The 26194-nt window shown below is 68.1% G+C and carries 25 protein-coding genes; 15 read left to right on the top strand and 10 right to left on the bottom strand.

All coding sequences use genetic code 11. The features are described from left to right. Window positions 1-18 precede the first annotated feature (18 nt). The 6 genes from ACO057_RS13790 to ACO057_RS13765 are packed head-to-tail and all read right to left on the bottom strand — an operon-like array spanning window position 19 to window position 5820. Window positions 19-819, bottom strand: coding sequence for an ABC transporter ATP-binding protein (locus ACO057_RS13790; protein ID WP_421992656.1), 801 nt, complete (start codon window positions 817-819; stop codon window positions 19-21). Then, the gene (locus ACO057_RS13785; RefSeq protein WP_421992654.1) at window positions 819-1697 is read right to left on the bottom strand and encodes an ABC transporter permease; all 879 of its coding nucleotides are present in this window, start codon (window positions 1695-1697) and stop codon (window positions 819-821) included. Before ACO057_RS13785 ends, ACO057_RS13790 begins: the two co-directional genes overlap by 1 nt. Next, window positions 1697-2638, bottom strand: coding sequence for an ABC transporter permease (locus tag ACO057_RS13780; protein ID WP_421992652.1), 942 nt, complete (start codon window positions 2636-2638; stop codon window positions 1697-1699). Before ACO057_RS13780 ends, ACO057_RS13785 begins: the two co-directional genes overlap by 1 nt. Beyond that, on the bottom strand, window positions 2638-4212 hold the full coding sequence (locus ACO057_RS13775) for an ABC transporter substrate-binding protein (protein ID WP_421992650.1): 1575 nt from the start codon (window positions 4210-4212) through the stop codon (window positions 2638-2640). Before ACO057_RS13775 ends, ACO057_RS13780 begins: the two co-directional genes overlap by 1 nt. Window positions 4213-4265: 53 nt before the next feature. After that, complete coding sequence (locus tag ACO057_RS13770; protein ID WP_421992648.1) at window positions 4266-4667, bottom strand: Zn-ribbon domain-containing OB-fold protein; 402 nt, start codon at window positions 4665-4667, stop codon at window positions 4266-4268. 22 nt (window positions 4668-4689) lie between these two features. Then, complete coding sequence (locus tag ACO057_RS13765; protein ID WP_421992646.1) at window positions 4690-5820, bottom strand: thiolase family protein; 1131 nt, start codon at window positions 5818-5820, stop codon at window positions 4690-4692. A gap of 186 nt (window positions 5821-6006) precedes the next feature. Between ACO057_RS13765 and ACO057_RS13760 the strand changes: the two genes are divergently transcribed. Next, window positions 6007-6894, top strand: a complete 888-nt coding sequence (locus ACO057_RS13760; protein ID WP_421992644.1) for an SMP-30/gluconolactonase/LRE family protein — start codon at window positions 6007-6009, stop codon at window positions 6892-6894. Window positions 6895-6925: 31 nt separating this feature from the next. Here ACO057_RS13760 and ACO057_RS13755 read toward each other — a convergent pair whose 3' ends face one another. The 3 genes from ACO057_RS13755 to ACO057_RS13745 are packed head-to-tail and all read right to left on the bottom strand — an operon-like array spanning window position 6926 to window position 9844. Further along, entirely contained in the window at window positions 6926-7936 is a 1011-nt protein-coding gene (locus ACO057_RS13755; protein ID WP_421992642.1) for a Bug family tripartite tricarboxylate transporter substrate binding protein, read from the bottom strand. Between the two features lie 54 nt (window positions 7937-7990). Further along, entirely contained in the window at window positions 7991-9034 is a 1044-nt protein-coding gene (locus tag ACO057_RS13750; RefSeq protein ID WP_421992640.1) for an amidohydrolase family protein, read from the bottom strand. A 42-nt stretch (window positions 9035-9076) separates the two neighbouring features. Further along, a complete protein-coding gene (locus ACO057_RS13745; RefSeq protein WP_421992638.1) occupies window positions 9077-9844 on the bottom strand; it encodes an SDR family NAD(P)-dependent oxidoreductase in 768 nt (255 codons plus the stop codon). 88 nt (window positions 9845-9932) lie between these two features. Between ACO057_RS13745 and ACO057_RS13740 the strand changes: the two genes are divergently transcribed. The 4 genes from ACO057_RS13740 to ACO057_RS13725 are packed head-to-tail and all read left to right on the top strand — an operon-like array spanning window position 9933 to window position 15481. After that, window positions 9933-11981, top strand: a complete 2049-nt coding sequence (locus tag ACO057_RS13740) for a dipeptide ABC transporter ATP-binding protein (RefSeq protein ID WP_421992636.1) — start codon at window positions 9933-9935, stop codon at window positions 11979-11981. A gap of 13 nt (window positions 11982-11994) precedes the next feature. Further along, window positions 11995-12948: an ABC transporter permease gene (locus ACO057_RS13735; RefSeq protein WP_421992634.1), complete on the top strand. Its 954-nt coding sequence runs from the start codon at window positions 11995-11997 to the stop codon at window positions 12946-12948. Between the two features lie 11 nt (window positions 12949-12959). Beyond that, on the top strand, window positions 12960-13847 hold the full coding sequence (locus ACO057_RS13730; protein ID WP_421992632.1) for an ABC transporter permease: 888 nt from the start codon (window positions 12960-12962) through the stop codon (window positions 13845-13847). 38 nt (window positions 13848-13885) lie between these two features. Next, a complete protein-coding gene (locus ACO057_RS13725) occupies window positions 13886-15481 on the top strand; it encodes an ABC transporter substrate-binding protein (protein ID WP_421992630.1) in 1596 nt (531 codons plus the stop codon). Between the two features lie 10 nt (window positions 15482-15491). Here ACO057_RS13725 and ACO057_RS13720 read toward each other — a convergent pair whose 3' ends face one another. Further along, a complete protein-coding gene (locus ACO057_RS13720) occupies window positions 15492-16139 on the bottom strand; it encodes a GntR family transcriptional regulator (protein WP_421992628.1) in 648 nt (215 codons plus the stop codon). Window positions 16140-16306: 167 nt separating this feature from the next. Between ACO057_RS13720 and ACO057_RS13715 the strand changes: the two genes are divergently transcribed. The 10 genes from ACO057_RS13715 to ACO057_RS13670 all read left to right on the top strand — a co-directional run bounded on the left by ACO057_RS13715 (window position 16307) and on the right by ACO057_RS13670 (window position 26172). Continuing rightward, window positions 16307-17434 (top strand): CaiB/BaiF CoA transferase family protein, encoded by a 1128-nt coding sequence (locus ACO057_RS13715; protein WP_421992626.1) that lies wholly within the window; start codon window positions 16307-16309, stop codon window positions 17432-17434. 12 nt (window positions 17435-17446) lie between these two features. Next, the gene (locus tag ACO057_RS13710) at window positions 17447-18667 is read left to right on the top strand and encodes a CaiB/BaiF CoA transferase family protein (RefSeq protein WP_421992624.1); all 1221 of its coding nucleotides are present in this window, start codon (window positions 17447-17449) and stop codon (window positions 18665-18667) included. After that, the gene (locus tag ACO057_RS13705; RefSeq protein WP_421992622.1) at window positions 18664-19860 is read left to right on the top strand and encodes a thiolase family protein; all 1197 of its coding nucleotides are present in this window, start codon (window positions 18664-18666) and stop codon (window positions 19858-19860) included. The genes ACO057_RS13710 and ACO057_RS13705 overlap by 4 nt, the downstream gene beginning before the upstream one ends. A gap of 7 nt (window positions 19861-19867) precedes the next feature. Next, window positions 19868-20275, top strand: coding sequence for a Zn-ribbon domain-containing OB-fold protein (locus ACO057_RS13700; protein WP_421992620.1), 408 nt, complete (start codon window positions 19868-19870; stop codon window positions 20273-20275). A gap of 23 nt (window positions 20276-20298) precedes the next feature. Next, on the top strand, window positions 20299-21264 hold the full coding sequence (locus ACO057_RS13695; protein ID WP_421992618.1) for a tripartite tricarboxylate transporter substrate binding protein: 966 nt from the start codon (window positions 20299-20301) through the stop codon (window positions 21262-21264). Window positions 21265-21313: 49 nt separating this feature from the next. Beyond that, window positions 21314-22291, top strand: a complete 978-nt coding sequence (locus ACO057_RS13690; protein WP_421992616.1) for a Bug family tripartite tricarboxylate transporter substrate binding protein — start codon at window positions 21314-21316, stop codon at window positions 22289-22291. 10 nt (window positions 22292-22301) lie between these two features. Further along, window positions 22302-23123: an amidohydrolase family protein gene (locus ACO057_RS13685; RefSeq protein WP_421992614.1), complete on the top strand. Its 822-nt coding sequence runs from the start codon at window positions 22302-22304 to the stop codon at window positions 23121-23123. A gap of 66 nt (window positions 23124-23189) precedes the next feature. Further along, window positions 23190-24554, top strand: coding sequence for an LLM class flavin-dependent oxidoreductase (locus ACO057_RS13680; protein ID WP_421992612.1), 1365 nt, complete (start codon window positions 23190-23192; stop codon window positions 24552-24554). A gap of 20 nt (window positions 24555-24574) precedes the next feature. Beyond that, entirely contained in the window at window positions 24575-25627 is a 1053-nt protein-coding gene (locus ACO057_RS13675) for an Ldh family oxidoreductase (protein WP_421992610.1), read from the top strand. A 386-nt stretch (window positions 25628-26013) separates the two neighbouring features. After that, complete coding sequence (locus tag ACO057_RS13670; protein ID WP_421992608.1) at window positions 26014-26172, top strand: hypothetical protein; 159 nt, start codon at window positions 26014-26016, stop codon at window positions 26170-26172. Window positions 26173-26194: the final 22 nt, after the last annotated feature.

Genomic DNA, 26194 nt, shown 5'->3' with positions numbered 1-26194 from the left:
CCACGGGGCCCCTCGCCACTACCGCCCAGATGCGGGCATCGCCGCCATCAGGCCGCGCGTATAGGGATGGGTCGGCGCGTCGAAGATCTCCTCGACGCTGCCTTCCTCGACCTTGTGGCCCGCATACATGACGAGAACGCGCTCGGCCATTTCCGCGACGACGCCGAGATCATGCGTGATGAGGATGACCGCCGTCCCCGTCTCCTGCTGCAGCTCACGGACGAGATCGAGGATCTGCGCCTGAATGGTGACGTCCAGCGCCGTCGTCGGCTCGTCCGCCAGCAGCAGTCGCGGCCGGCAGGCCAGGGCCATGGCGATAATCACGCGCTGGCGCATTCCCCCGGAGAGCTGGTGCGGATACTCGTGCAGCCGGCGCTGCGGCTCGGGGATGCGGACCTGCTTCAGCATCTCCAGCGCGCGGTCCATACAGGCGCCCCAGCCGAGCCCCTCATGCACCATCACGGTCTCGGCGATCTGCCGGCCCACGGTCAGCACCGGGTTCAGGCTGCTCATCGGCTCCTGGAAGATCATGGAGATGGCGCGGCCTCGGATGGCGCGCATCTCCGCATCGGAGACCTTCGCGAGGTCCTGCCCGTCGAGGAGGATGCGCCCCGCGCCGATGCGCCCATAGGGGCGCGGCAGCAGCCGCAGGATCGACAAGGCGGTGAGGCTCTTGCCGCAACCGGATTCGCCCACAATGCACAGCGTCTCGCCGCGCCGAACGGTCAGCGACAGGTCGTTCACGGCGATGCGCGGCGGACCTTCCCCGGTGGCGAATTCCGTACGCAGTCCCTCGATGGCGAGTATCGGCGCTTCCATCACAGCCGCCGCGCCAGGCGAGGGTCGAGCATGTCGCGCAACCCGTCGCCCAGGATGTTGATGGAGAGCACCATCATTCCCAGGAACAAGCTCGGGAAGAGAATGTTCCAGAAGGCGATCTGCACGTAGAGCCGCCCTTCGGAGATGATGTTGCCCCAGCTCGGAATCTCCGGCGGCGTGCCGACGCCCAGGAAGCTGAGATAGGATTCCACCAGCACCGCCGAAGCCGCGATATCGGTCGCCTGCACGATGAGTGGCGCGAGCGTATTGGGCAGGATGTGCTTCCACATGAGCCGCGGGAAGCGCGTGCCGATGGCGCTCGCCGCCTCGATATAGACCTGCTCGCGCACCGTCAGGACGACGGCCCGCACCAGGCGCACCACGCGCGGAATCTCGGGAATGGTGATGGCGACGATGACCACGCCGATGCTCGCCCGCGTCACCGACATCAACCCGATGGCGAGCAGGATGCCGGGGATGGCCATCAGCCCGTCCATGATGCGCATCAGGATGGCGTCGGCCGTGCGGAAGTATCCGGCGATCACGCCGATCACCAGGCCGATGCCCGTGCTCGCCGCCGCGACCGAGAGGCCGATGGCCAGGGAGACGCGCCCGCCGTGCAGGGTGCGGCTCAGGATGTCGCGCCCAAAGGCGTCGGTGCCGAACCAGTAGTCCTCGCCGGGTGGCTGAAGACGGTCGACAACGTTCATCTCGAAGGGATCGTGGGTCGTGATCCAGGGCGCGGCGATGGCGGTGACCACCAGTGCCACGAGCAGGATCGCGCCCAAGGCGGGCAAGGGCTGGCGGCGGATGCGGCGCAGCAGGACGGCGCGCCGGCGAGGGATGGCCTCGGCCGGATGGAGGGTCGTCGCGCTCATCAGAAGCGGATCCTCGGGTCAAGCAGCGGATAGGCGAGGTCGATCGCCAGGTTCACGAAGACATAGACGGCCGCGATGACGAGGATGACGCCCTGGATCACCGGATAGTCCCGCTGCAGCACGGCCTCGATGGTGAGGCGGCCGATGCCGGGAATGGCGAAGACACTCTCCGTCACCACCACGCCGCCGATCAGCAGCGCGAGACCTGTGCCGATGGTCGTCACGATGGGCACCGAGGCGTTCTTCAGCGCGTGGAGGATGAGCACGCGCGGCTCGCCCAGCCCCTTGGCGCGGGCGGTGCGGATGAAGTCCTCGCTCAGCGTCTCCAGCATGGTCGCCCGCGTGATGCGGGCCAGCAACGCGGTATAGACGAGGCCGAGGGCAATGGTGGGCAATACCAGATGCCGCGCGAACTGGAGGGGATCCTCGGCGAGACTCACGAAGCCCTGGACGGGCAGCCATTCCAGCGTCAGCGACAGGCCGATCACCAGACCATAGCCGATCAGGAAGACCGGCACGGAGAAGGCGAGCACCGAGAGCGCCATGATGGTCTGGTCCACCCACGAACCGGCGCGCCAGGCGGCCAGCACGCCCATGGGGATGGCTAGCAGCATGGCGAAGCCCAGGGTGGTGAGGGCCAGCGCCAGAGTGGGCTCCACCCGCTCCAGGATCAATCCGAGCACCGGGCGCTGGAGGTAGATGGAATTGCCCAGATCCCCGCCCAGCAGCTGCCACAGCCATTGCACGAACTGCTCGACCATCGGCCGGTCGAGGCCGAGCTGTTCGCGGATCATCAGGATGTCATCCGCGGTGGCGTTGTCGCCGGCGATGATCGCCGCCGGGTCTCCCGGGCTCAGCCGGAGCATGAGGAAGACGATGACCGCCACGACCCCCAGGACGGGAATGGTGGCCAGCACCCGCCGCGCGACATAGGAGAACATCAGCGCTTCTCGATGTTCCAATAGACCGGCATGCCCGCCGCCACGATCCCCTGGACGTTCGCGCGCACCGCGATGGGCTGGGTGTACTGACCGAAGGGAATATAGGGCAGCGATTCCCAGGCGCGGCGGTGGATGCGCTCCAGGATCGGCCGGCGCGCCGCCGGATCGGCCTCGCGCGACCATTCGCCGACCATGGCGTCGAGCTCCATGTCGCAGGCCCAGCCGGGATTGGCGCGATCGCAGCGTGAGTTGAACCAGGTGTTGGAGACGGGCATCGCCGTATCCGGTCCGCCATGGGTCGTGATGAAGAGGTGATAGCCACCCTGGTCCGGCGGATTGCGATTGGCGCGGCGGGACAGCAGCGTGCTCCAGTCCATCGCCTGCACGTCGACGTTCACACCGGCCCGCCGCAAGCTCTGGATCAGCACCATGGTGGCGGCGTTGTACTGCGCGCGGTCGGTGGGCTGCATGACCACGATGCGCTCGCCGTTATAGCCCGCCTCGCGCAGCAGCTGCCGCGCGCGCTCGACATTGGGCTGACGGAAGGGCTCGCTGCCGACGGCGGTGTCATTGCCCGAGCCGCACTGGAAGAAGGCGCCGCAGAAGTTGCGGTACAGCCGCGGATTGCCCACGACGACCCGCATATAGTCCTCCTGCCGGACCAGATGCGCGACGGCCTGGCGCGCGCGCGGATCGTTGAAGGGCGGGAAGAGCTGGTTGGCGCGGATCAGGCCCTGAGTGCCGAGCTGGTCGATCTCGACGATGCGGATGTTGCGGTTGCGCTCCAGGCTCGCGATGAAGTCCAGCGGCGGCGCCTCGTAATAGTCGATCTCCCCGGCGTTGAGCGCGGCCAGCGCCGTGTTCTGGTCGGGGATGTAGAGCCACTCGATGCGCTCCATCAGCGGGCGCTTGCCGCCGGCCATGTAGTCGGCCGGCTCGGCGCGCGGCATGTAGTCGGGATTGCGGCGATAGACGACGCGGTTGCCGGGGCGCCATTCGTCGCGCACGAAGATGAAGGGGCCCGAGCCGATCGTCTCGGTGATCTGCGTCATCGGCGGCGTCAGGGCGATGCGCTCCGGCATGATGTAAGCCGGGCTGGCCGCCTTCGCGAGCGTCTCGATCACCAGGCCATAACGCTCCTTCAGGCGGATCTCGAAGGTCCGTTCGTCCACCGCGTCCAGGCTTGCCGTGACGGAGGCCAGGCGCTGGCCCATGGAGTCGCGCGCCATCCATCGCCGCAGCGAGGCCAGCACGTCGGCCGAGCGGACCGGGGCGCCGTCGTGAAAGCGCAGGCCGTCACGCAGGCGGATGCGATAGACGAGGCCATCCTCCAGCACCTCATGTCCCTCGGCCATCTGCGGCTGCGGCTCGAAACGCGAGTTCAGCGCATAAAGCGTGTCGTAGATGAGATAGCCGTGCCGGTTGGTGATGAAGGCCGTGGTCCAGACCGGATCGAGGATCTGGAGATTGGCGTGCACCACCACGCGCAGCGTGCTCGCGCGGTCCGGCGTCTGGGCCGGTGCGGACGCGATGCTGGACAGGACCAGCGCGGCCATCAGGATCAGGCGCTTCATGCAATCGTTCCTCCCATGGAGGCCCGGGCGCTTGGCGCGCCTTCTGGGCCGGATCAGCCTGCGAAGCGGAACTTCGGCAGGGTCAGCTCGTCATCCACCGTCTCGAACACGACCTCGACCGCCGATCCGATCGCCGTATCGCCGGGCTCGCCGCCCAGAAGATTGCTGACGAGGAGCGGTCCCTCCTCCAGGCCGACGAGGCAGACGAGATAGGGCAGCTCCTCACGAAAGCTGTCCCAATAGGCGCGGTGGAACCGCACCCAAGAGAGCAGCGTGCCGCGGCCCGAAACGGGCACCCAGGACTGGCTTTCCGAAAGGCATTTCGGGCAGACGGGCGAGCCTGGATAATGCCGGTCCGCGCAGGCGTCGCACTGCTGCACGGAGAGCTTCCCGTCGCGCGCGTTCTCCCAGAACCCGCGATTGACGTTGTCGATCTTCGGGCGCGGCTTGGTCATGCTCGATGACATCGGCTTTCCCTCAACCCGGCGTATAGATGATGGAGCGCGAGCAGGGCGTCGCGCCGCAATACTGGACGACCTCGGCGCCCGGAACCTGGCGCTCGCCGCACTCGCCGCGGATCTGGCGGACGGCCTCGATGTTGAGCGCCCAGCCCTGCATGTAGGAATTGGACAGGTGCCCGCCATCCGTGTTCGTCGGCAGCCGGCCGCCGAGCTTGAGCGCGCCGCCTTCCACGAAGCTTCCCGCCTCGCCCTGCTCGCAGAAGCCCAGGCCTTCCAGGCTGAACAGCACGGTCGGGCTGAAATTGTCGTAGCACATCAGCGCATCGACATCGCCGGGACCGACGCCCGCCATGCCATAGGCCTGCCGGCCCAAATCGCGCATCTCATCATACCAGAAGTTGAGGTCGAAATTGCCGATGGAGCCGGTGGTGAAGGCCTCGCGCGCGCCGATGCCCGAGATCATCACGGGCTTCTTCTTCAGATCCCTCGCCCGCTCCTTCGTGGTGAGGATGATGCAGACCGCGCCGTCATTGATGAGGCAGTAGTCGAGCAGGCGCAGCGGTTCGGTGATGGGGCGCGCGGCCTCGTGGTCGTCGATGGTGATGGGCTGCTTCATCACGGCTGACGGGTTCAGGCAGGCATGATGGCGGAAAGCGACGGAGACCTCGGCGAGTTGCCGCGTGGTGGTGCCGTAAAGCGCGCGATGGCGCTGGAACATCATGGCATGGGCGGCGCCGGGCGAGGTGAAGCCCCAGGGATCCCAGACGCCGGGGCTCTCCTCGCCGCCGTAGTTCACGCGGCGCGAGCGGCCGATATTGGCGTAGATCAGCGCGGCATAGTCGCAGAGCCCGGCATCGAGCGCGGCCGCCGCCTCGATGATCGCCATCCCCGACATGCGGCCATGCGGTGGCAGCTGGATGGTCCATCGCGGATTGAGGCCGAGGATCTCGCCCATGCGCGCGTAGCCGGGCACGCGGCAGACCAGGAGGCCGTCGATCTGGTTCTTATCGATGCCGCAATCCTCGACGGCATTGCGGAAGGCGCGCGCGCCGAGGCCGTAATCGTCGATCTCCGGAAAATTTCCGTAGGGCGTGTTGCCGACACCGACGATCGCGATGCGGTCCTTCAGCTTGTGCCAGTCATTCATGGAGCTTTTCCATGCGCCGTTTCCCTCCATCGATCGCGGTTCGTCCGCGATTGCGCGCCCTGCAAGAAAGCGCTTTCATCATACGGAGTGTAGGCATGGTTTCGCCTGCCCGCTAGTGCGGAAATCATCGACCAACGACCGCGGATCATGCTGCGGCGCATCAAGAAGATGGGAGAAAGCGTAACGATGCCGAAGGTGATCACGCCCGAAATCCGGGTGGCCTATGAAGGCCAGAACATCGTGGGTGAGATCCCGATGTGGCACCCGATCGAGCAGGTCCTCTACTGGGTGGACACGCGCAAGCCCTCGCTGCAACGGCTCAACCGGGACGGCTCGGTCCGGACCTGGCCGATGCCCACGAATATCGGCTCCTACGTCTTCCGCCGGAAAGGCGGAATCATCGCCGGACTCAAGACGGGCTTCGCCGCCGTCGATCTGGAGACGGGCAAGATCGAGCATATCCTCGATCCCGAACCTCACCTGCCGGAGAACCGCCTCAATGACGGCCGGTGCGACCGCAGGGGCCGCTATTGGGTGGGATCGCGCAATCCCGGATCGGGGGAGGGCACGGGCTCGCTCTACCGCTTCGATCCCGATTTCACCTGCCACAAGATGGATACGGGCTTCATCGTCAGCAACGGCATGGCCTTCAGCCCGGACGACCGCACGCTGGTCTTCGGCGACAGCACCGCCCAGACCTTCTACCGCTACGATCTCGACCTGGAGGCCGGCACCGTAGCCAACCGTCAGGTCTATCTCACGACGCACAACCTGCCCTGGCGCGTGGACGGCGCGACCTTCGATTCCGAGGGCTATTACTGGTGCGCTTTGCTCGGCGACTGGTCCGTCGGGCGCTTCGATCCGATGGGGCGGCTCGACCGCATCGTCCGCCTCCCCGTCTCGCACCCCACGATGTGCAACTTCGGCGGACCGAATCTGGACGTGCTCTATGTGACCTCGGGCACCGTCTTCCTGGACGAGGCCGAGCGCGCCAGGCAACCCTTGGCCGGCGCGCTCTTCGAGGTGCACGGCCTCGGCGTGACGGGCGTGGCGGAGCCGCTCTTCGGCGGATAGCGGCCCCATGTCGCGCGCGTCGATCAAGTACCTATTCGATGCGGATATTCGCGTCGCGGACGATACTTCCGTGCAGCGCCATCTGCGCCTGGCGGAAGCTCGCGCATTCGTCGGGCGTGTTCGCCCGGGTCACCGCGCCGAGCGTCCGCAGCAGCTCCGCCACCGCGGGGGCCTGAATGGCGCGATTGAAGGTGGTGTTCAGGTATTGGATGATCTCGCTCGACGTTCCCGCCGGCGCGAAGATGCCGTTCCACTCGTAGGTCTCGTAGCCGGGCAACGTCGTCGCGATCGCTTCGACGCCGGGCAAGACTTCCACGGGCACGACGCCGGCATGGCAGAGCACGCGCGCCTCGGGAATCTGCAGCACCGGCACGGAGCCGGGAACGTTCGACAGATGCAGGGCGATGCGCCGCGCCAGCATGTCGTTCCTCACGGCCGGCGTGTCGCGATAGGTCACGTGGTTGATGCGGACATCGGCCATCTTGTTGAACAATTCGAGCGAGATGTGCTGCGCGGAGCCGACGCCCGTGGAGCCTGCGTCCAACCCGCCCGGCGAGGCCTTCGCGATGGCGATGAGCTCGGGCACCGTCCGCGCCCCGAAATCGCGATGCACGTTGATCGTATTGGGCGCGACCATGGAGAGAAAGACGGGCATGAGCTGGCGCTCGGTGTTGTAGGGCAGCCGCGCGCCGAACAGCGACGGATTCACCGAATGCGCGGTGGCGTCATAGAGCAGCGTATAGCCATCCGCCGGCGCATTCACGACGGCATTGGCCGCGATGGTCCCGGCGGCGCCGCCGCGATTCTCGACGACGAATTGCTGGCCGGTGTTTTGCGACATCCAGTTGCAGAGAATGCGCGAGACGACATCCGCCGTACCGCCCACGCCATAGGCGCAGATCACGCGCACCGGACGTGTGGGAAAGCGCCCCTGGGCCCGTGCGATCGCGGGCGCAGCCAGCGCGGCCCCAAGCCCCGCCGAGAGCAGGAATGTCCTGCGATCCGCCCAGCGTCGAATCCCGGTTCCTGTCACCTGAATCATATCGTGTTCCTCCCTGTAATCCCGTTCATCCGGGTTTGGTTTTCTGGCGTTCCGTCACGTCACCGGCGGCAGTCGGTACAGGCGCGCGGCCGTGCCGTGGAAGAGGCTCGCGCGCTCGGCCGCCGTGCAGCCGGCCGTGATCCGCTTGAAGGCGTTCCACAGCACGGCATAGCTGCAGCTGCCCTTGTCCATGGGGAAGTTGCTCTCGAACATGCAGCGCTCCGGGCCGAAGAGCTCGATGCAGGTTTCGATATAGGGGCCCCAGGCCGCGGCGAGCTGCTGCGAGGAGGGCGGCATCTCCCCGGCATGCACATCGAAGCCGAAGAGCCGCATGCCCAACCCGCCAAGCTTCACATGCACATTGGCATGCCGCGCCAGGCGCTGCATTTCGGCACGCCATTCCGCGAAGACGAAGGCCCGCCGCGCCGCATAGGGCCCGATGCCGAGCGGCCCGCCGATGTGGTTGAGGATGATCGTCGTGTCGGGAAAGGCGTCGGCGAGATCGCGCAGCTCCGCCGGCTGGGTGTGGAACATCCAGGCGTCGAAGCTGAGCCCCAGCGGCGCCAGCTGCGCGAAGCCCTCGCGGAACTTAGGTTCCAGCAGCAGCCCCGGCGGCGGCAGCACGGCCGATCCCCAGGCGGAAGGGTCGGGATGCCAGGCCGAGGTGTTGCGGATGCCGCGGAAACGCCCCTCGCCCGCGGCGATCTGCGCCTGCAGGACGCGCGCGGCCGCGGCGCCGAGCCGCAGGTCGCAATAGCCCACGATACCCGCGCCGATCCTGGGCCCGCCGTCCTCCGGCGCGCCCGCCTCGGCAACGACGAACTCCACCTCGCCGACGGGGCGCATCGCCTCCTCGCCCCCGGTCCGGTAGCGGGCCTTGCACTCGACGAAGACGGTGGCGCGGATGTCGTGTCCCTCGGCCATGTCCGCCAGCAGATCGCGCCGCAGATAGGCCGTGCCGCCGCGCTCCACCCAGAGGTGGTGGTGCGGATCGATGATGGGCAACGCCGGGTCCAGGATTTCCTCCTGCCGCCGCGCCAGCCAGTCGGGCCGGATCGGCAGATGGGGATTGTGGGGCCTGTCGTCCGTCTGGGTCATGGGCGTTCCTTTCGCGGCTTCGGCACGGCGGCTTCCGCCACGTCAGGGCATGATCATTCCGCCATTCACCTCGATGATCTGGCCGGTCACGAAGGACGCGGCCTCCTCCGACGCCAGGTAGAGATAGGCGCCCACGCATTCTTCCACCGTGCCTGTGCGCCGCATGGGGGTCTGGCGGATCGAGGCTTCGAGCTGGTGGGACGGCGTGGTGGCGTCCTTGTTCGGCTTGTCGATGACGCCGGGTGCGACGGCGTTCACGCGGATGCCGAAGCGCGCGACCTCCTTGGCCAATCCGCGCGTGAAGGTGGAGACGAAGCCCTTCGACGCGGCATAGAGCACCGAGCGCCCGCCGCCGCCATTGCGCGCGGCCAGCGAGGTCGTGCTCACAATCGCCCCGCCGCCCTGCGCTTCCATGAAGGGCAGCGCGGCGCGCGAGCAGCCGAAGACCGAGCGCGCATTGAGCTCGACGATGCTCTGGTACAGCTCGTCCTCGACGTCGCGGATCGGCTTGCGCGCCACCACGCCGCCCGCGTTGTTCACGAGAATGTCGAGCCGCCCGAAGGCCGCCTGCGCGTCGCGCACAAGCCGTCCGCATTCGCCGAGATCGCGCAGATCGGCCTGGAGCACCACCGCCTCGCCGCCCGCAGCGCGGATCGCGGCGGCGACCTCCTCGGCCGCGGCCAGGCTCGAATTTCCATGCACCGCCACGCGCGCACCCTGCGCACCGAAGGCGCGCGCCACCGCGGCGCCGATGCCCGTGGAGGAGCCCGTCACAAGGACGGTCTTGCCGGCCAGATCGTCGAATTTCATGCGTTCCAATCCCCAGGGGCGCTCTTGCGTCGCCCCTGAGAGAATGCATTATATATTTTATAAGAAAAGAGGGAGGGGGCTGCAGGGCATGAACATTCTGCCGCACCTGGCGGACGTCGCGTTGTCACCGGGGCCTGATTGCCAGGTGGAGCCGTTGCTCTCCGTCGAGGATCTGAGGATCGAATTCGCCACCGGCCGCGGCACCATGCGGGCGGTCGACGGCGTCAGCTGGTCCGTCATGCCCGGCGAGACCCTGGCGCTGGTGGGTGAATCCGGCTGCGGCAAATCCGTCTCGGCCCTCGCGGTCATGCGCCTGCTGACCAAGCCCGCCGGCCGCATCGCCGGCGGCCGCGTGATGTTCCAGGGCCGCAACCTGCTCGACCTCACCGAAGGGGAAATGCGCGAGATCCGCGGCCGCGACATCGCGATGATCTTCCAGGAACCGATGACGAGCCTGAACCCGGTGCTCACCATCGGCCTGCAGCTCGCCGAACCGCTGAAGATCCATCTGGGCATGAGCGACGCCGCCGCGCGCGCCCGCTCGATCGAGCTGCTGGGCCTGGTCGGCATCGCCGATGCCGAGCGTCGTCTCGGCCAGTATCCGCATCAGTTTTCCGGCGGGATGCGCCAGCGCGTGATGATCGCGATCGGCCTGGCCTGCGATCCCCGCCTCATCATCGCCGACGAGCCGACGACCGCGCTCGACGTCACCATCCAGGCGCAGATCCTGGAGCTGATGAAGGACCTTTCGAGGCGCCTGGGCATCACACTGGTCATCATCACGCACAACCTCGGCGTCGTGGCACGCTACGCCGACCGGCTGGCGGTGATGTATGCCGGACGCATCGTCGAGCAGGGCCGCGCGGAGGAGGTGTTCCGCGCCCCACGCCACCCCTATACCGTGGGCCTGCTGCGGTCCGTGCCGCGCCTGGACGAGGCACGGCACGGCCGCCTCGAGACCATCGAGGGCTTGCCGCCCAGCCTCTTCGATCCGCCCACCGGCTGCCGCTTCGCCCCGCGCTGCTGCTGGCGCCAGGACATCTGCGCGACCGATCCCGCGCTGCAGGAGGTCGGCGACAGCCAGCGCTCCGCCTGCCATTTCGCGGAGCAGATGCCCCCGCCGCCCCAGGCCGAGGCGCGTGGCGAGGCACGGCATCGCATCGAGACCGCCTCGCCCCTCGTCGAGCTGCGCGGCCTGACCAAGCATTTCGACGTCCGCCTGCCTGGGTTGTTCGGCGGCAAGGCGCTAGTTCGCGCGGCGGAGGACGTGTCCTTCACCATCGGCCGGGGCGAGACGCTGGGCCTGGTGGGCGAGAGCGGTTGCGGCAAGACGACGGTGGGCCGCATGGTGCTGCGCCTGGACGATCCCACGGCGGGGCAGATCCTGTTCGACGGCGAGGATCTGGCCACCGCCTCCGCCAGCCGGATGAAGGCGCTGCGCAGCCGCATCCAGGTCATCTTCCAGGACCCCTTCAGCTCGCTCAATCCGCGCATGAGCATCGGCGACACCATCGCCGAGCCGCTGGTGAAACGGCGCGGCTTCAAGCGTCCCGCCGCGCGCGACCGCGTGGCCGAGCTGCTCGATCAGGTAGGCCTGCTGCGTGACATGGCGGAGCGCTATCCGCACCAGCTTTCGGGCGGGCAGCGCCAGCGCGTGGGCATCGCGCGCGCGCTGGCCATGGAGCCGGAATTCATCGTCTGCGACGAGCCGGTCTCGGCGCTGGACGTCTCCATCCAGGGCCAGATCGTCAACCTGCTCTCCGAGCTGCAGGCGAAGCTCGGCATCGCCTATCTCTTCATCGCGCACGACCTCGCGGTGGTCCGCCATCTCTCGCACCGGATCGTGGTCATGTATCTCGGCCGGGTGATGGAGGTGGCCGACCGGGACACGCTCTACGCCCGCCCGCTGCACCCCTATACGCGCGCTTTGCTGGACGCCGCCCCCATCCCCGACCCGGCCGTCGAGCGCGCCCGCGCGCCGCGCGCGCTGGGCGGCGAGCTGCCCTCGCCCCTGTCGCCGCCCACGGGCTGCGTCTTCCACACCCGCTGCGCCATGGCCGGCCCCGAATGCGCCCAGGCCGTCCCCGCGCTGCGCGAAATCCACAGTGGCCATATGGCCGCCTGCATCAAGCTCTGAGGAGGCACGCCGGATGTTCCGCTACGCCGCCCGCCGTATCGCCCTGATGGTGCCCACGCTACTGGGCGTGGCGCTGCTCACTTTCTTCATGCTCCGCGTCATCCCCGGCGACGTGGTGGAGGTGAAGCTGCGCGCCGATGGCGGCCACGTCACCGAGGAGATCCTCCAGCGCGAGCGCGCGCGCCTCGGCCTCGACAAGCCGCTGCCCGCGCAATTCGCCGACTGGATGAAGGGCCTCGTCACGCTCGATCTCGGCAACTCCATGTGGACCGGCCGCCCCGTCTCCGAGGAGATCGGCGCGCGGCTGGGGCTGACGCTGCAGGTGGCGGTCATGGCGGCGATCATCTCGGTGCTCATCGCCATTCCGCTCGGCACGATCTCCGCGCTCTTCCGGGACACCTGGATCGACTATGTGGTGCGCATCTTCACCATCGCGGGGCTGGCCGTGCCCTCCTTCTGGCTCGGCATGATGACGATCCTGATGCTGCTGACCGTCTTCCACTGGTCGCCGCCGGTCACCTACACGCCGTTCTTCCAGGATCCGATGCAGAACCTGGCGCAGCTCATCTGGCCGGCGCTGGCCGTGGGCTATCGCTACGCGGCCGTCGTCGCCCGGATGGTGCGCTCCTCCATCGTGGAGGTGATGCGCGAGGACTATATCCGCACCGCCCGCGCCAAGGGCGTGTTCGAGCGGCTGGTGGTCTCGCGCCACGCCATGCGCAACGCGCTGCTGCCGGCCATCACGGTGATCGGGCTGGAATTCGCCTTCCTCGTGGGCGGCCTCGTCGTCACCGAGCAGGTGTTCAACCTCAACGGCATCGGCCGGCTCTTCGTCGAGGCCGTCTCGCGCAGCGACTTCGTGCTGATCCAGGCGCTGGTGATGATGCTGGCCCTGGTCTTCGTGTCCATGAACCTGGTGATCGACATGCTCTACGGCCTGCTCGACCCCCGGGTTCGATACGGCTGAGGGAGCGCGCCATGTCCGCCACCGCCCTGCCCCTGGCCCGCCCGCGCCGCCGCAATCCGGTGCTGGCCTTCATCGCCGCGCAGCCGCTCGGCGCCGCGGGCCTCTTCGTGATCCTGGCCATGGGATCGGCCGCCATCCTCGCGGAGGCGATCGCGCCCTTCGATCCGGAGACGATCGACTTCGCCGCCATGCTGGAGGCGCCCTCCTGGACGCACCCCTTCGGCACCGACGCCTTCGGGCGGGATATCCTGACGCGCATCATCTACGGCGCGCGCACGGCGCTCACCATCGGCTTCCTGTCCTCGTTCCTGGGCTGCACGCTGGGTGGGCTGCTCGGCACCGCCTCGGCCTATTTCGGCGGTGCGGTGGACCTGGTCATCCAGCGCTTCGTAGATGTGATCCTCTCCTTCCCGATCATCGTGCTGGCGCTGGTCGTGGTCGCGGTGATGGGCAAGACCTCGGTGGGGGGCATCGATCTCAACCTGATCTTCGCCATCGCCATCCCGATCATCCCGCGCGCGGCGCGCGTCGTGCGCTCGGCGGCGCTGTCCGTGCGCGCGATGCCCTATATCGATGCGGCGCGGGCGGGCGGCTACTCCTCGGGCTACATCATCCTGCGCCACATGGCGCCCAATGTGCTTGCGCCCTTCCTGATCCTGCTGACGGCCTATGTCGCGCAGGCGATCCTGCTGGAGGCGTCGCTCTCCTTCCTCGGCCTGGGCGTCTCCGAGCCCAAGCCCGCCTGGGGCCTCATGCTCGCTGGCGACAGCTCGAATTTCTACCAGGAGGCCCCCTGGATGATCCTCTTCCCGGGCCTCGCCATCTCGCTCGCGGTCTTCGCCTTCAACCTCTTCGGCGATTCCCTGCGCGACTGGCTCGATCCCAAGTTCCACAGCTGATCCATCAAGAACAAAAAAAGTCCCGAGGGAGTTCGACCATGACCCAACACGACCTGTCGCGCCGCGCGGTGCTTGCCCTTCCCGGCCTGGGCGCCCTGTCGGGCGCGGCCTATGCGCAAGGCGCGCCGCAGCGCGGCGGCACGCTGACCTATGCCGTCGCCGCCGAGCCGCCGACCTACGACCTGCACCAGACCGGCACCTTCGCGGTGATGCATCGCGTGGCCCCGCACTACTCCACCTTGCTCACCTACGAGCCCGGCAATTATCCCAACATCGTCGGCGACGTCGCCGAGAGCTGGCAGGCCGCGCCCGATCTGCTGACCTATACCTTCCGCCTGCGCCCGAACGTGCGCTTCCATGACGGCACCACCCTCACCTCCGAGGATGTGCGCGCCAGCTACCAGCGCATGATCGCGCCCGTGCCGCCCGTGACCTCGAACCGGCAGCCGGCCTTCTCGCAGATCGCCGCGATCGAGACGCCCGATCCGCTCACCGTCGTCTTCCGGATGAAGCGGGTCGATGCGTCCATCCTGGACACCTTCGCCTCGCCCTGGAACTCGATCTTCAGCGCGGCGCGGCTCGCGCAGGACCCGAACTTCCCGGTCCGCAACATCATGGGCACCGGGCCCTTCCGCTTCGTCGAGCATGTCGCCGGCTCGCACTGGGTGGGCGAGCGCTTCGACGGGTATTTCCGCGCGGGCCAGCCCTATCTCGACGGCTTCCGCGCCATCACCATGTCGCCCTCGGCCATGGTCAACGCGCTTTCCGGCCGGCAGATTCTGGCGGAGTTCCGCGGCTTCACGCCCAATGAGCGCGACCGCATCGTGCGCGCCCTGGGCGCGGAGGCGCGGGTCCAGGAAAGCAGCTGGATGCTGCACATGATCATGACCATCAACAACGAGAAGCCGCCCTTCAACGACGTTCGCGTGCGCCGCGCGCTGTCGCTGGCGCTGGATCGCTGGGGCGGGTCGGACTCCCTGAAGCGCATCTCCCAGCTCGGCGAGGTCGGCGGCATGGTGCGGCCAGGCAGCGAGTGGTCCGCCTCGCACGCGGAAATGGAGCAATGGCCCGGCTACGGCCGCGACATGGCGGCCAACCGCGCCGAGGCCCGGCGCCTGCTCAAGGAGGCGGGGGCGGAGAACCTCACTTTCACGCTGATGAACCGCAACCACCAGCCCTATGTCACGGCCGGCATCTTCGTGGTGGACCAGCTGCGCCAGATCGGGCTGCGGGTGGAGCACCAGCAGGTCGAGCTCGCGGCCTGGTACGCGGCCCAGGGCAGCGGGAACTTCCAGGTGATGATCGACAGCTTCACCCAGTTCAGCGACGACCCGACCAACGTCCTGGTGAAGTACATCTCCTTCGATCGCGCCGAGGTCGCCGTCGCGCGCGCCACGGACCGCGAGCTGGACGCGCTCTTCGACGCCCAGGCCCAGGAGGTCGACAAGGTGAAGCGCAAGCAGCTCGTCCGGCAGTTCGAGACCCGCGCCATGGCCCAGGCGCATGCGGTGCCCATCCTGTGGTGGCAACGCATCGTGGTGATGAACAGCCGCGTCCAGGGCTGGTCGATGGCGCCCACCCACATGATCTACCAGGACCTGCGCGATGTCTGGCTCGCCCCGGAACGGCGCTGAGCCGGTGGCGCTATTGCGCCGCGCTCCGGTCGGCGAAGTCGGCACGCAAGTCGTTCCAGCCGCTGCGGATATGCGCGACCATGGCCTCGGCCGCGAGGTCCATGGCGCCGGCCTCGACGTGGCGCAGGAAGGTCTCGTGCTCATCCACATGCTTCAGGCGCCGCCCGCCGAGCTCCTGGCTGATGAAGGGGTATTTCGCCCAGAGCACGCGGGTGAACTGCAGGCTCTGCGGTCGGCCGGCCAGAGCGTAGAGACGGAAGTGGAAGCGGTAGTTCTCCGTGCGGCTGGCGAGGCGGTCCTTCCCGCCGGCGATGGCGGCGATGATCGTCTGGCCGCGACGCAGCTCGGCGAGCGTCGCCGTATCCATGCGCTCCAGGGCGCGGACCGTCAGGTCGCGCTCCAGCATAAGCCGGAGGTCGAAGATCTCGCGCGCCGATTCGGGCGCGACGAGCGGCACGGTGAGGCCCTTGTGCGACGCCCCCGCGACGAAGCCCTCGGCCTCCAGGATGTGCAGCGCCTCGCGCACGGGGGTGATGGAGACGCCCAGCTCCTGGGCGATATCGAACTGCTTCAGCTTCATGCCCCGGGGGTAGAACCCCGCGATGATCCGTTCCCGCAGGATCTCGGCCACCTGATCCTGCTTGGTCTCGAACGCCATTCCGACCGTCTCCGTTTCGTCGCCAAATCCGCGGCAGCACTACGCCTGCCGGCCGCCGCCTCCAATCTCACGGATTCGAAACGGCTGCTAAATATAAATTATATCTCCGTGCGAAACCCGCGCGGCGCCACCCCCCGACCCGCATCCCTCACCCACGGAGCCGCCGCATGACGGACCAGTTCCGCCCCTATTCGGGCATCCGCATCCTCGACATGACGCATGACCTCGGGCGCTATGCCACGCGCCTCTTCGCCGATCTCGGCGCCGAGGTCATCCGCATCGAGCCGCCCGGCGGCCTGCCCGACCGCGTGCGCGACACCGCCGCGCGCCCCGGCGGCGCGGAGGCCTTCGCCTTCTTCAATGCGAGCAAGCAGAGCCTCGTACTGGACCTCGCCGGCAATGAAGGCCGCGCCCGCCTCGCCGACCTGGCGCGCGAGGCGCAGATCGTCGTGATGGAGCGCGGCGGCCCGCTCGGCGCGGCGGAAATCCCCTGGCTGCGCGAGCTGAACCCGACCTCGGTCATCGCCTTCGTCTCGCCCTATGGGCTGGGGGGGCCGCTGGAGGATGCGCCAGCCTCCGACCTCACGCTCCAGGCAGCCGGCGGCATCGCCTGGATGACCGGCCGCGGCGACGAGCCGCCGCTGCGCCTGCCCGGCGGGCAATCCGCGATGGTCTGCTCGGTCTATGCGGGCGCGGTCATCGCGGTGTCGCTGATGGATGCCGAGACGCGTGGACGCGGGCATATCATCGACATCTCGGCCCAGGAGTGCATCGCCCACTCGCTCCAGAACGCCCTGCAGGTCTGGGACCTGGAGCGGCGCGTCTCCCACCGCGCGGGCGAGGGCACGCGCGACGCCAGCGAGAACATCTATGCCTGCCGCGACGGGCATGTCTTCCTCGCCTCGCCGCCGACGACGGGCGTGTCCTGGAAGTCGCTCCTCGCCTGGATGGGCGAGGTGGAGCACCCCTCCTTCGACCTCTTCAGCGACGAGAAATGGCTCAGCCGTCCCTATCGCTCCACACCCGAGGCGCGCGCCGAGTTCCACCCGATCTTCGAGGCCTTCACCCAGGGCTTCACGCGCAAGGAGCTCGTCGACAACGCGCTGAAACGGCGCATCGTCATGGCCCCCGTCGCCCGCCTGCGCGACGTGCTGGACGACGAGCAGCTCGTCTGGCGCGACTATTTCGTGCCGATGGGAGAGGGCGGCGCCCGCTTCCCCGGCGCGCCCTACAAGCTATCCGAGCCGGTCTGGTCCGTCTCGCCGGCGCCCGCCCTCGGCCAGCACACGATCTAGGAGGCAGAAGCCATGAAACCCGATTTCCTCAAAGGCATCCGCTTCACCGACCTGACCTGGGCCGGCGCGGGGCCTTTCGGCACCAAGGTCTTCTCCGATTTCGGCGCCGAGGTGCTGAAGATCGAGAGCATGTCGCGGCCCGATCCGGTCCGTCGCGGCGGCCCCTTTCGCGACGGCATCGCGGGCACCAACCGCAGCGGCTATTTCGCCTCGCGCAACACCGGCAAGAAGTCGCTCTCGCTCGACCTGAAGAATCCCGAAGGGCGTGAGATCGCGCTGAAGCTCATCGCGCAATCGGATGTGGTGAGCAATAATTTCGGCCCCGGCGCCATGGAGCGGCTGGGCCTCACCTATGACGAGGTCCGGGCAGTGAAGCCCGACATCATCTATCTCTCCATGCCGATGTACGGCGAGGCGGGCCCGCTTTCGACGCTGCTCGGCGTGGGCATGACCATCGCCGCCGTCACCGGCATGATGTGGATGACGGGCTATGGCAATGGCGAGAAGCCGCTGGGTCCGGGCACGCATTACCCGGATCACGCGGCCAATCCCTATCACGCCGCCTTCGCCGTACTGGCCGCGCTGCGCCACCGGCGGCACACCGGCCGGGGGATGAAGATCGACCTCAGCCAGGTCGAGTCCACGGCGAATTTCGTCGGCGCCTCGCTGCTCGAGGCCTCGCAGACCGACGCCGAGCCCGAGCACCCCGGCAACCGCTCGCGCGCCGACGCCCCGCACAACGTCTTCCGCTGCAACGGCGAGGACAGCTGGTGCGCCGTGGCGGTGGAGGCGGATGGCGAATGGATCGCGCTCGCCGCGACCATCGGCCGGCAGGACCTGGCGGGACGGGCGGATCTGCGCACGGCCGCAGGGCGCCTGGCCGCACGGGATGAGCTGGAGGCGGCCGTCGGCGCCTGGTGTGCCGGCCGCTCCGCCACCGAGGCCGCGGGCATCCTGCAGAATGCCGGCGTTCCCGCGGCGCGCGTGGCCTCCTCGCGCGACCTCGTGGAGGACGATCCCCAGCTCGCCGCGCGCGATTACTGGCAGCAGGTGGACCATCCGGAAATGGGACCGGCGCTCTTCACCTCGCCGCCTTTCCGCATCGATGGCGAGCGGGTGGAGCTCTCGCGCCCGCCGCTCTTCGGCGAGCACACGCAGGAGGTGCTGAGCGGCCTCCTGGGCCTGACGCAGGCCGAGATCACGGCACTCGCGGAGAGGAAGATCCTGGCATGAACGACGTGCAGCCCGACTACGCGCGCAAGCACCCCAACCCGCGCAACAAGCGCGCCGCGGCGGTGGTCGGCATCGGCCATACCGACTGGGTGGGCGACTGGGCGCGCTGCCGCGCCGGAGAGCGCCCGACGGATTCCTACGGCTATGCCGTGGGCGCCTTCCGCAACGCGCTGAAGGACGCGAACATCTCGCGCGACGAGATCGACGGGCTGATCGCCGGCCCCACCACGGCCTATGAGCGCCTGGGCGAGCTGACCGGCATCAACCCGCGCTGGGGCGATCAGGCGGATGCCGTGCTTGCCGTCGCGCAGGCGGTGATGGCGATCGAGGCCGGCTACGCCGAGGTCATCGCGCTCGTCTACGGCAACGACCAGCGCAGCGTCGGCACGCAATATGGCGGGCCCGAGGCGATGGGCGGCGGGGCCTTCCTCTCCTACGTCTATCACTCGCCCTGGGGGCTGACCTCGCAAGGCGCGCTCTATGCGCTGACGCTGCAAAGCTACAAGCATGCGCGCGGCTTCACCGAGCGGGAGATGGGCGAGGTCGCGGTCGCGCAGCGCGGCTGGTCCTCGATGAATCCCAACGCGATCATGCGCAAGCGCATCTCGATCGAGGACTACATGGCCTCGAACTACGTGTGCGAGCCGCTTCACCTCTTCGACTACTGCCTCATCAATGACGGCGGCGTCGCGATCATCATCGCCGAGGCGGAGCGGGCGAAGCGCATGACCGACAAGCCCGTCTTCATCGAAGGCCTCGGCCGCTTCGACCTCAATCGCGGCGCCACCAGCCTGGAGCCGCGCATCGACGACTTCTACCTCCCCGCGCAGCAGGCGGCGGCGGCGCAGTCCTATGCGCTCTCGGGCCTCGGGCCGAAGGACATGGACGTCCTTCAGGTCTATGACAGCTTCTCCGTGCATGTGCCGCTCGCGCTCGAAGGCTACGGCTATTGCAACGTCGGCGATGCGGGGAAGTTCCTGCGGGAGCAGGGCATCGGCCCCGGGGGAAAGCAGCCGCTGAACACCAGCGGCGGGCATCTGTCGGAGACCTATATGCAGGGCTGGGCGCATCAGATCGAATGCGTGCGGCAGCTGCGCGGCGAATGCGGGGAAAGGCAGGTCGCGGATGCGCGCCATGCCCACTACACCTCCGACGTCGCGGGCAAATGCTTCTCCATCATCTACGGCCGGTGAGGGCGCCATGAACGCGAGCGAAGCAAAGACCCCGAAGCCCGTCATGGGCCTCTACGACACGCCGATGTGGGAAAGCATCTCGGCGCGCGCGATGCGGCTGCAGCGCTGCCGCGCCTGCTCGGCCTGGCAATATCCACCGGGGCCGTCCTGCCCGAAATGCCTGTCCTGCGAGCTGGAATGGACGGAGATTTCCGGGCGCGGAAAGATCCTCTCCTGGGTGGTGTTCCACCGGCAATACCTGCCGGCCTATCCGGCCCCCTACAACTCCATCGCCGTGCGACTGGAGGAGGGGCCGACGATGATCACCAACCTCGAGGGCGCGATGCCCGGGCCCGACAGCATCGGGCGGAGCGTGAGCCTGACCTATGTCGCGATGCCGGACGGGGTGGTGCTGCCGCGCTTCGCGCTGGACTAGCCGCGCCGCGAAGGGAGGAAGCCATGAAAAGAACGATCAGGGCCGCCCTGCGCGCGGCCTTCGCGGCCACGCTGCTCTGCGCTTCCGCCAAGGCGCAGCCGGCGGAGGAATATCCGGCGCGCCCGGTGCAGGTGATCGTCTCCTGGCAGGCCGGAGGGCTCATCGACACGGTCGGCCGCGCCTTCGCGCAGATGCTGTCCGATGCCGCGGAGGGGCGCTTCGTCGTCGTCAACCGCGATGGCGGTTCGGGCATCGTCGGGGCCCAGGCCCTCGCGAGCGCCCGGCCCGACGGCTACACCATCGGCTTCGGTCCGATCACGCCGATCACCACCGCCGCCCATACCGTGCGCGGCGTGCCCTTCTCGATCGATTCCTTCGACTACGTCTGCAAGGTCTTCGAGAATGTGATGGGGGTGACCGTCGCCGAGGCCTCGCCGCTTCGAAGCATGGCCGAGCTCGTCGCCGCCATCCGCGCGAGGCCAGGCGAGCTGAACTACGGGCACAACGGCACCAACGGCCTCGCCCATGTCTATTTCGCGAACATCGTCCATGCGCTGTCGCTGCAGGTGGTGGATGTGGCCTTTCGCGGCGAGGCGGGCATGTTCCCCGAGATCCTCAGCGGCCGGCTGCATTTCGGCATGGGCACGCTCGGCGGCGTGCGCGGCCGGCCGCTCCGCATGCTGGCTGTCTTCGGCGACACGCGCAGCGGCGAGGCGCCCGAGGTGCCGAGCACGCGTGAGCTCGGCCTGCCCACGCTGCAACCGGTCCTCGCCGGCGTGACCGTCCCGCGCGGCACGCCAGCCGCCGTGGTCGAGCGGCTGAGCGACCTGTGCCGCACCGCCACGGAAGCGACGGGCTTCCGTGCGGTGATGGACCGGCTGGGCCAACCCATTGCCTTCCTCGACCGGGTGGCATTCTCGGCGCAGGCGCATCGGGACAATGCCGAGAAGATCGAGGTGGTGCGCGCCCTGGGGCTCTTGCCAGACTGACGGCCGCATTCGCGGCGCCGACAACAAGAACAAAAACGGAGAACCTCGCATGATCGCCCCACGTCGCACCCTATTGGCGCTGCCCATGCTCGCCACGGCGCGCCCCGCTTTCGCCGCGCCTTTTCCCGAGCGCCCGATACGCCTCGTGGTGCCCTATGCGCCGGGCGGGAACACCGATGTCCTGGCGCGCATCCTGTCGCAGCCCATGTCGGAAATCCTCGGCCAGCCCGTCGTCGTGGAGAACCGGGCCGGCGCCGGTGGCAGCGTTGCTTCGCTGCAGATCGCGCGCACCCGGTCGGATGGCTACACCCTCATGGTCGGCAGCAACGGGCCGATGACGGTGAATCCGTCCATCCAGCCCGCCCTCGGCTACGATCCGCTGCGCGACTTCGCCCCGCTGGGCCTCGCCTGCCGCACGCCGCTGACCATCGTGGTGAAGCCCGGCCTGCCCGTGCGCGACCTGCGCGAATTCATCGCCTATGCCCAGGAGAACCGAGGCCAGGTGACCGTGGGGAGCTCGGGCGTGGGCAGCAGCGGGCACCTGGCCATCGCCAGCTTCGCCGCGCTCACCGGCCTCACCTTGCAGCACGTGCCCTATCCCAGCGGGGCGCAGATCGTCACCGACCTGCTGGCCGGCAACATGGATTCCGCCATCACCGAGATCAGCACCGCCATGCCGCTGCACCGGGGCGGGCAGATCCGCATCCTGGCGATCGCGACGGCCGCGCGTTCGGCGCTGGCGCCCGATCTCCCGACGGCCGAGGAGGCGGGTGTCCGCGGCTTCCGCGAGGCGGCCTTCATCGGCGTGGTGCTGCCCGCCAATCCGCCTCCCGAGGCCCAGGCCACCCTTGCCGCCGCGCTGGCGGCCACGCTCGCGCGGCCCGAGGTCCAGCGCCGGATCAACGAGACCGGCAGCGAGGTCGCGGCCGAGCAGGAACGCACGCCGGCCGGCTTCGCCGCCTTCCTGGCGACCGAGCTGCCTCGCACCCAGGCCGCCGCGGTGCGCGCCGGGCTTCGGCCGGCCTGAGGAGAACGACATGAAGATCATCGACGCGCAGATCCACATCTGGGGCCAGGGCATTCCCGGCCACATGCATCGCCAGGTGCCCGTCTTCACCGCCGAGGAGATGCTGGCGGAAATGGACGAAGCGGGTGTGGATGCCGCGCTGATCCACCCGCCCTGCAGCTGGGATCCGGACGCGAATGCCCTTTCGGTGGAGGCCGCGCGGCGATACCCCACGCGCTTCGCCGTCATGGGCCAGTTCCCGCTGAACCGTCCGCAGAGTCCCGCGACGATCCGGGGCTGGCGCCGGCAGACCGGCATGATGGGCCTGCGTTGGCCCTTGATCGCGCCCGAGCAGCAGGCCTGGCTGCGCGACGGCTCGCTCGACTGGCTCTGGCCGGCGGCCGAGCGCGAGGGGGTGGCCATCGCCACCATGGGCAGCCTCTTCCTCGACGACTTCCGCCGCATCGCCGAGGCGCATCCCGGGCTGAAGCTGATCCTCGACCATTGCGGGCTGGTGCGAATGGCGCAGGACGAGGCGGCCTTCGCCCGGCTCGACGATCTTGTGGCCCTGGCGCGCCTGCCCAATGTCGCGGTGAAGGCGACCGGCGCGCCGGCCTATTCGAGCGCCCCCTATCCCTATCGCAACATCCAGGACGGGCTGCACCGCCTCTTCGACGCCTTCGGCCCCCAGCGCTTCTTCTGGGGCACCGACATCACGCGCATGGCCTGCAGCTACCGCCAATGCGTGACCTTCTTCACGGAGGAACTGCCGTGGCTGAGGGGAGACGAGCTCGAAGCCGTCATGGGGCGCGGGCTCTGCGCCTGGATCGGCTGGGACTACGACTTCGGATGAGAGCCGGGGCTTGCGGCTGCCGCGCCGCTGGCCTGTGATGACATCAATCATTGGAGGAAGCGCGAAATGGCGCAGCGTCAGATGCATCTGGTCGGATTTCTGCAGGCGCAGAACTGCACCATCTTCGCCAGCTCGTGGCGACATCCCGAGAGCCGGACCGACTTCCTGACCGCCGACTACTTCCAGGAGATCGCGCGCATCCTCGAGCGCGGAAAGTTCGATCTCGGCTTCTTCGACGATCGCCTCTCCATGCCCGACCGCTTCGGCTCCGACCATGCGCATACGATCGAGCACGGCATCCGCTGCGTGAAGATGGACCCGGTGGTGACGCTGACCATGATGGCCGCCGTGACGAGCCGCCTCGGCCTGGGTTCGACCGCCTCCACCACCTATTACGAGCCCTTCCACGTCGCGCGCGCGTTCCAGACGCTCGACCTGATGAGCGGCGGGCGCGCGGCCTGGAACGTGGTCACCTCGCTGAACGACGGCGAGGCCGCCAATATGGGCCATGCCGAGATGATGGCGCATGACGCGCGCTACGACCGCGCCGATGAATTCGTGGAGGTGGTGCAGTCCCACTGGGACGCCTGGGAGGACGACGCGCTGATCGTCGACAAGTCCTCCGGCCGCTTCGGGGACGGCCAGAAGGTGCACCGGCTCGACTTTACGGGAAACTATCTGCAAAGCCACGGCACCTTCACCGTTCCGCGCAGCCCGCAGGGCCGCCCGGTGGTGATCCAGGCCGGCAGCAGCGGACGGGGCAAGACCTTCTCCGCGCGCTGGGCGGAGATGGTCTTCGTGGCCTATCACGATCTCGCCGGCGGGCAGCGCGAGTACAAGGCTTTCAAGGCCGCCGTTGCCGCGGCCGGGCGCAATCCCGACCATGTGAAGGTGGCCACGCTCTGCAACCCGATCTGCGCCGCCACCAAGGCCGAGGCCGAGGACAAGGCCGCGCTGATCGAGCGGCTGCCGCTGGAGATCGACGCATTGTCGCTGCTCTCCGAGGCGCTGAACTTCGACTTCGCCACCAAGGGCATGGACGAGGCCTTCAGCGACGAGGAAATGGCCGGCATCCAGGGCATGCACGCCATCCGCGACCGGGTGGTGGAGCGGACCGGCAAGAAGAACCCGACGGTGCGCGACTTCATCATCGGCAGCGGCCGTGGCCGCCCGCGCATGGACATGGTCGGCGGCCCCAAGGAGGTCGCGGACCAGATGGAGGCCTGGTTCACTGGCGGCGCCTGCGACGGCTTCGTCATCTCGGCCGCGGTGATCCCGGGCAGCTACACCGATTTCGTGGACCACGTCGTGCCTGAGCTGCAGCGCCGCGGGCTGTTCCGCAAGGACTATACCGGCCCCACGCTGCGCGACCATCTCGGCCTGCCGCGCGCGGCGCGGGGGGACTGGCAGCCGCAGCTGGCGGCGCAATAGCCAATACAGGGAGAAGCCACATGCCCAAGGTTCCAGCCGAACGCCTGCGCGAGATCGGACAGGCACTTCTGATCGCCAACAAGGTGCCCGAGGCGGAGGCCGCGACCGTCGCCCGCCACGTGGTCAACGCCAATCTCGCCGGCCATGACAGCCACGGCGTCATCATGCTGCCGAACTACATCGAGCGCGTGCGCGCCGGCCAGATCGTTCCCGGCGCGCCCTTCACCATCGTGCAGGAGAGCCCGACCACCACCGTCGTCGATGGCAATTGGGGCTTCGGCTACGTCATCAACGAGCAGGCGATGCAGCTCACCATCGACAAGGCGGAGAAGAGCAACATCGCCGCCTGCACCGTCTTCCGGCAGGGGCATGTCGGGCGGCTGGCGAGCTATCCGCTGATGGCCGCGCGCGCGGGGATGATCGGCATGGCCTGGGCGGATTCCGGGCGCTCACCCAAGGGCGTGGCCCCCTTCGGCGGACGCGAGGCGCGGCTCGGCACCAACCCTTGGGCGATGGCGGTGCCCTCGGATCTCGACGGCGAGTTCTGCATGGACATGGCCACCTCGGCCGTCGCAATGGGCAAGATCAAGCTCGCCGAGGCGCGCGGGCAGGAGGTGCCGCTGGGCTGGATCGTGGACAGCGAGGGCGAGCTGACCACCGACCCGGCGAAGATCAAGGGCGGGGCGCTGCTGCCCCTCGGCGGGCCGGGCGAGGGCTATAAGGGCACCGCGCTCGCTGCCATGGGCGAGGTCTTCTGCGGCATCCTCACCGGGCTGGGCTTCGGCGTGGAGCCCACGGGACGGCACAATGACGGCTGCTTCCTCATCGCCATCAAGGTCGATGCCTTCCGTCCCCTGCTGAGCTTCCGCAAGGACGTCGCCGATTTCGCGAATTATCTGAAGGACACGCCGCCGGCGAAGGGCAGCGACGGCGTGCTCTATCCCGGCGAGGTGGAGCACCGGCAGGAACAGAAGCGCGGCGCCGAGGGAATCGAGATCGAGGACGCCACCTGGAAGAAGCTCGGCGCGCTGGCGCGGGAGGGCGGCATCGCCGACAGGCTCGGCCTCACCTAAAAGCCCGCGCGTCTCCCAAATTTCCTTTGCCCAGCAACCGAAGCGGTTCGGGCACGTTGAACCTGCAATCTCTCCTCGTTACGTAGCGCCCGGCCGAGCCATCCCCTCGGCCGGGCGATTTCGTTTGATACGCGGAGGCCGAGATTCGCGGTCTCGATTCAAGCCATTCAATACAACCAAATATCGATATCTCGCGCCAATAAAGCAACTCAAGGTTGTATATTTGATCAAATGGTCATGCTGTGTATATTATAATAGGTATGCAATTCAACACCATCGCCCGGATTCGATCTATATTCGACGAAATATGGGATAATACTGAATATTAACCCTGCAGATTCGGCGTTATCACGGACCCGAAATAAGTGTCCTGGGGAAATTCCATCATGCAAGACAACCCGCCGCCTGCTTCCACCTCGCCCGTCAACGTCCTGCGCACGGCGCGGCCAGAAGAAGGCACGTCCGAGGGCGAGGTCTGGGCCGTCCTGCGGGCGTTGGGACTCGTCGTCCTCGCCGTGATCGTCCTGGGCTATATTTTCGGCTGATCGATGCCTCCGCTTCGGCGGA

The organism is Roseococcus sp. (assembly GCF_965227005.1).
In the GTDB taxonomy this organism is placed as follows: domain Bacteria; phylum Pseudomonadota; class Alphaproteobacteria; order Acetobacterales; family Acetobacteraceae; genus Roseococcus.
Note: the sequence above shows the minus strand (reverse complement) of the source record. Positions and strands in the feature narration are given on the sequence as shown.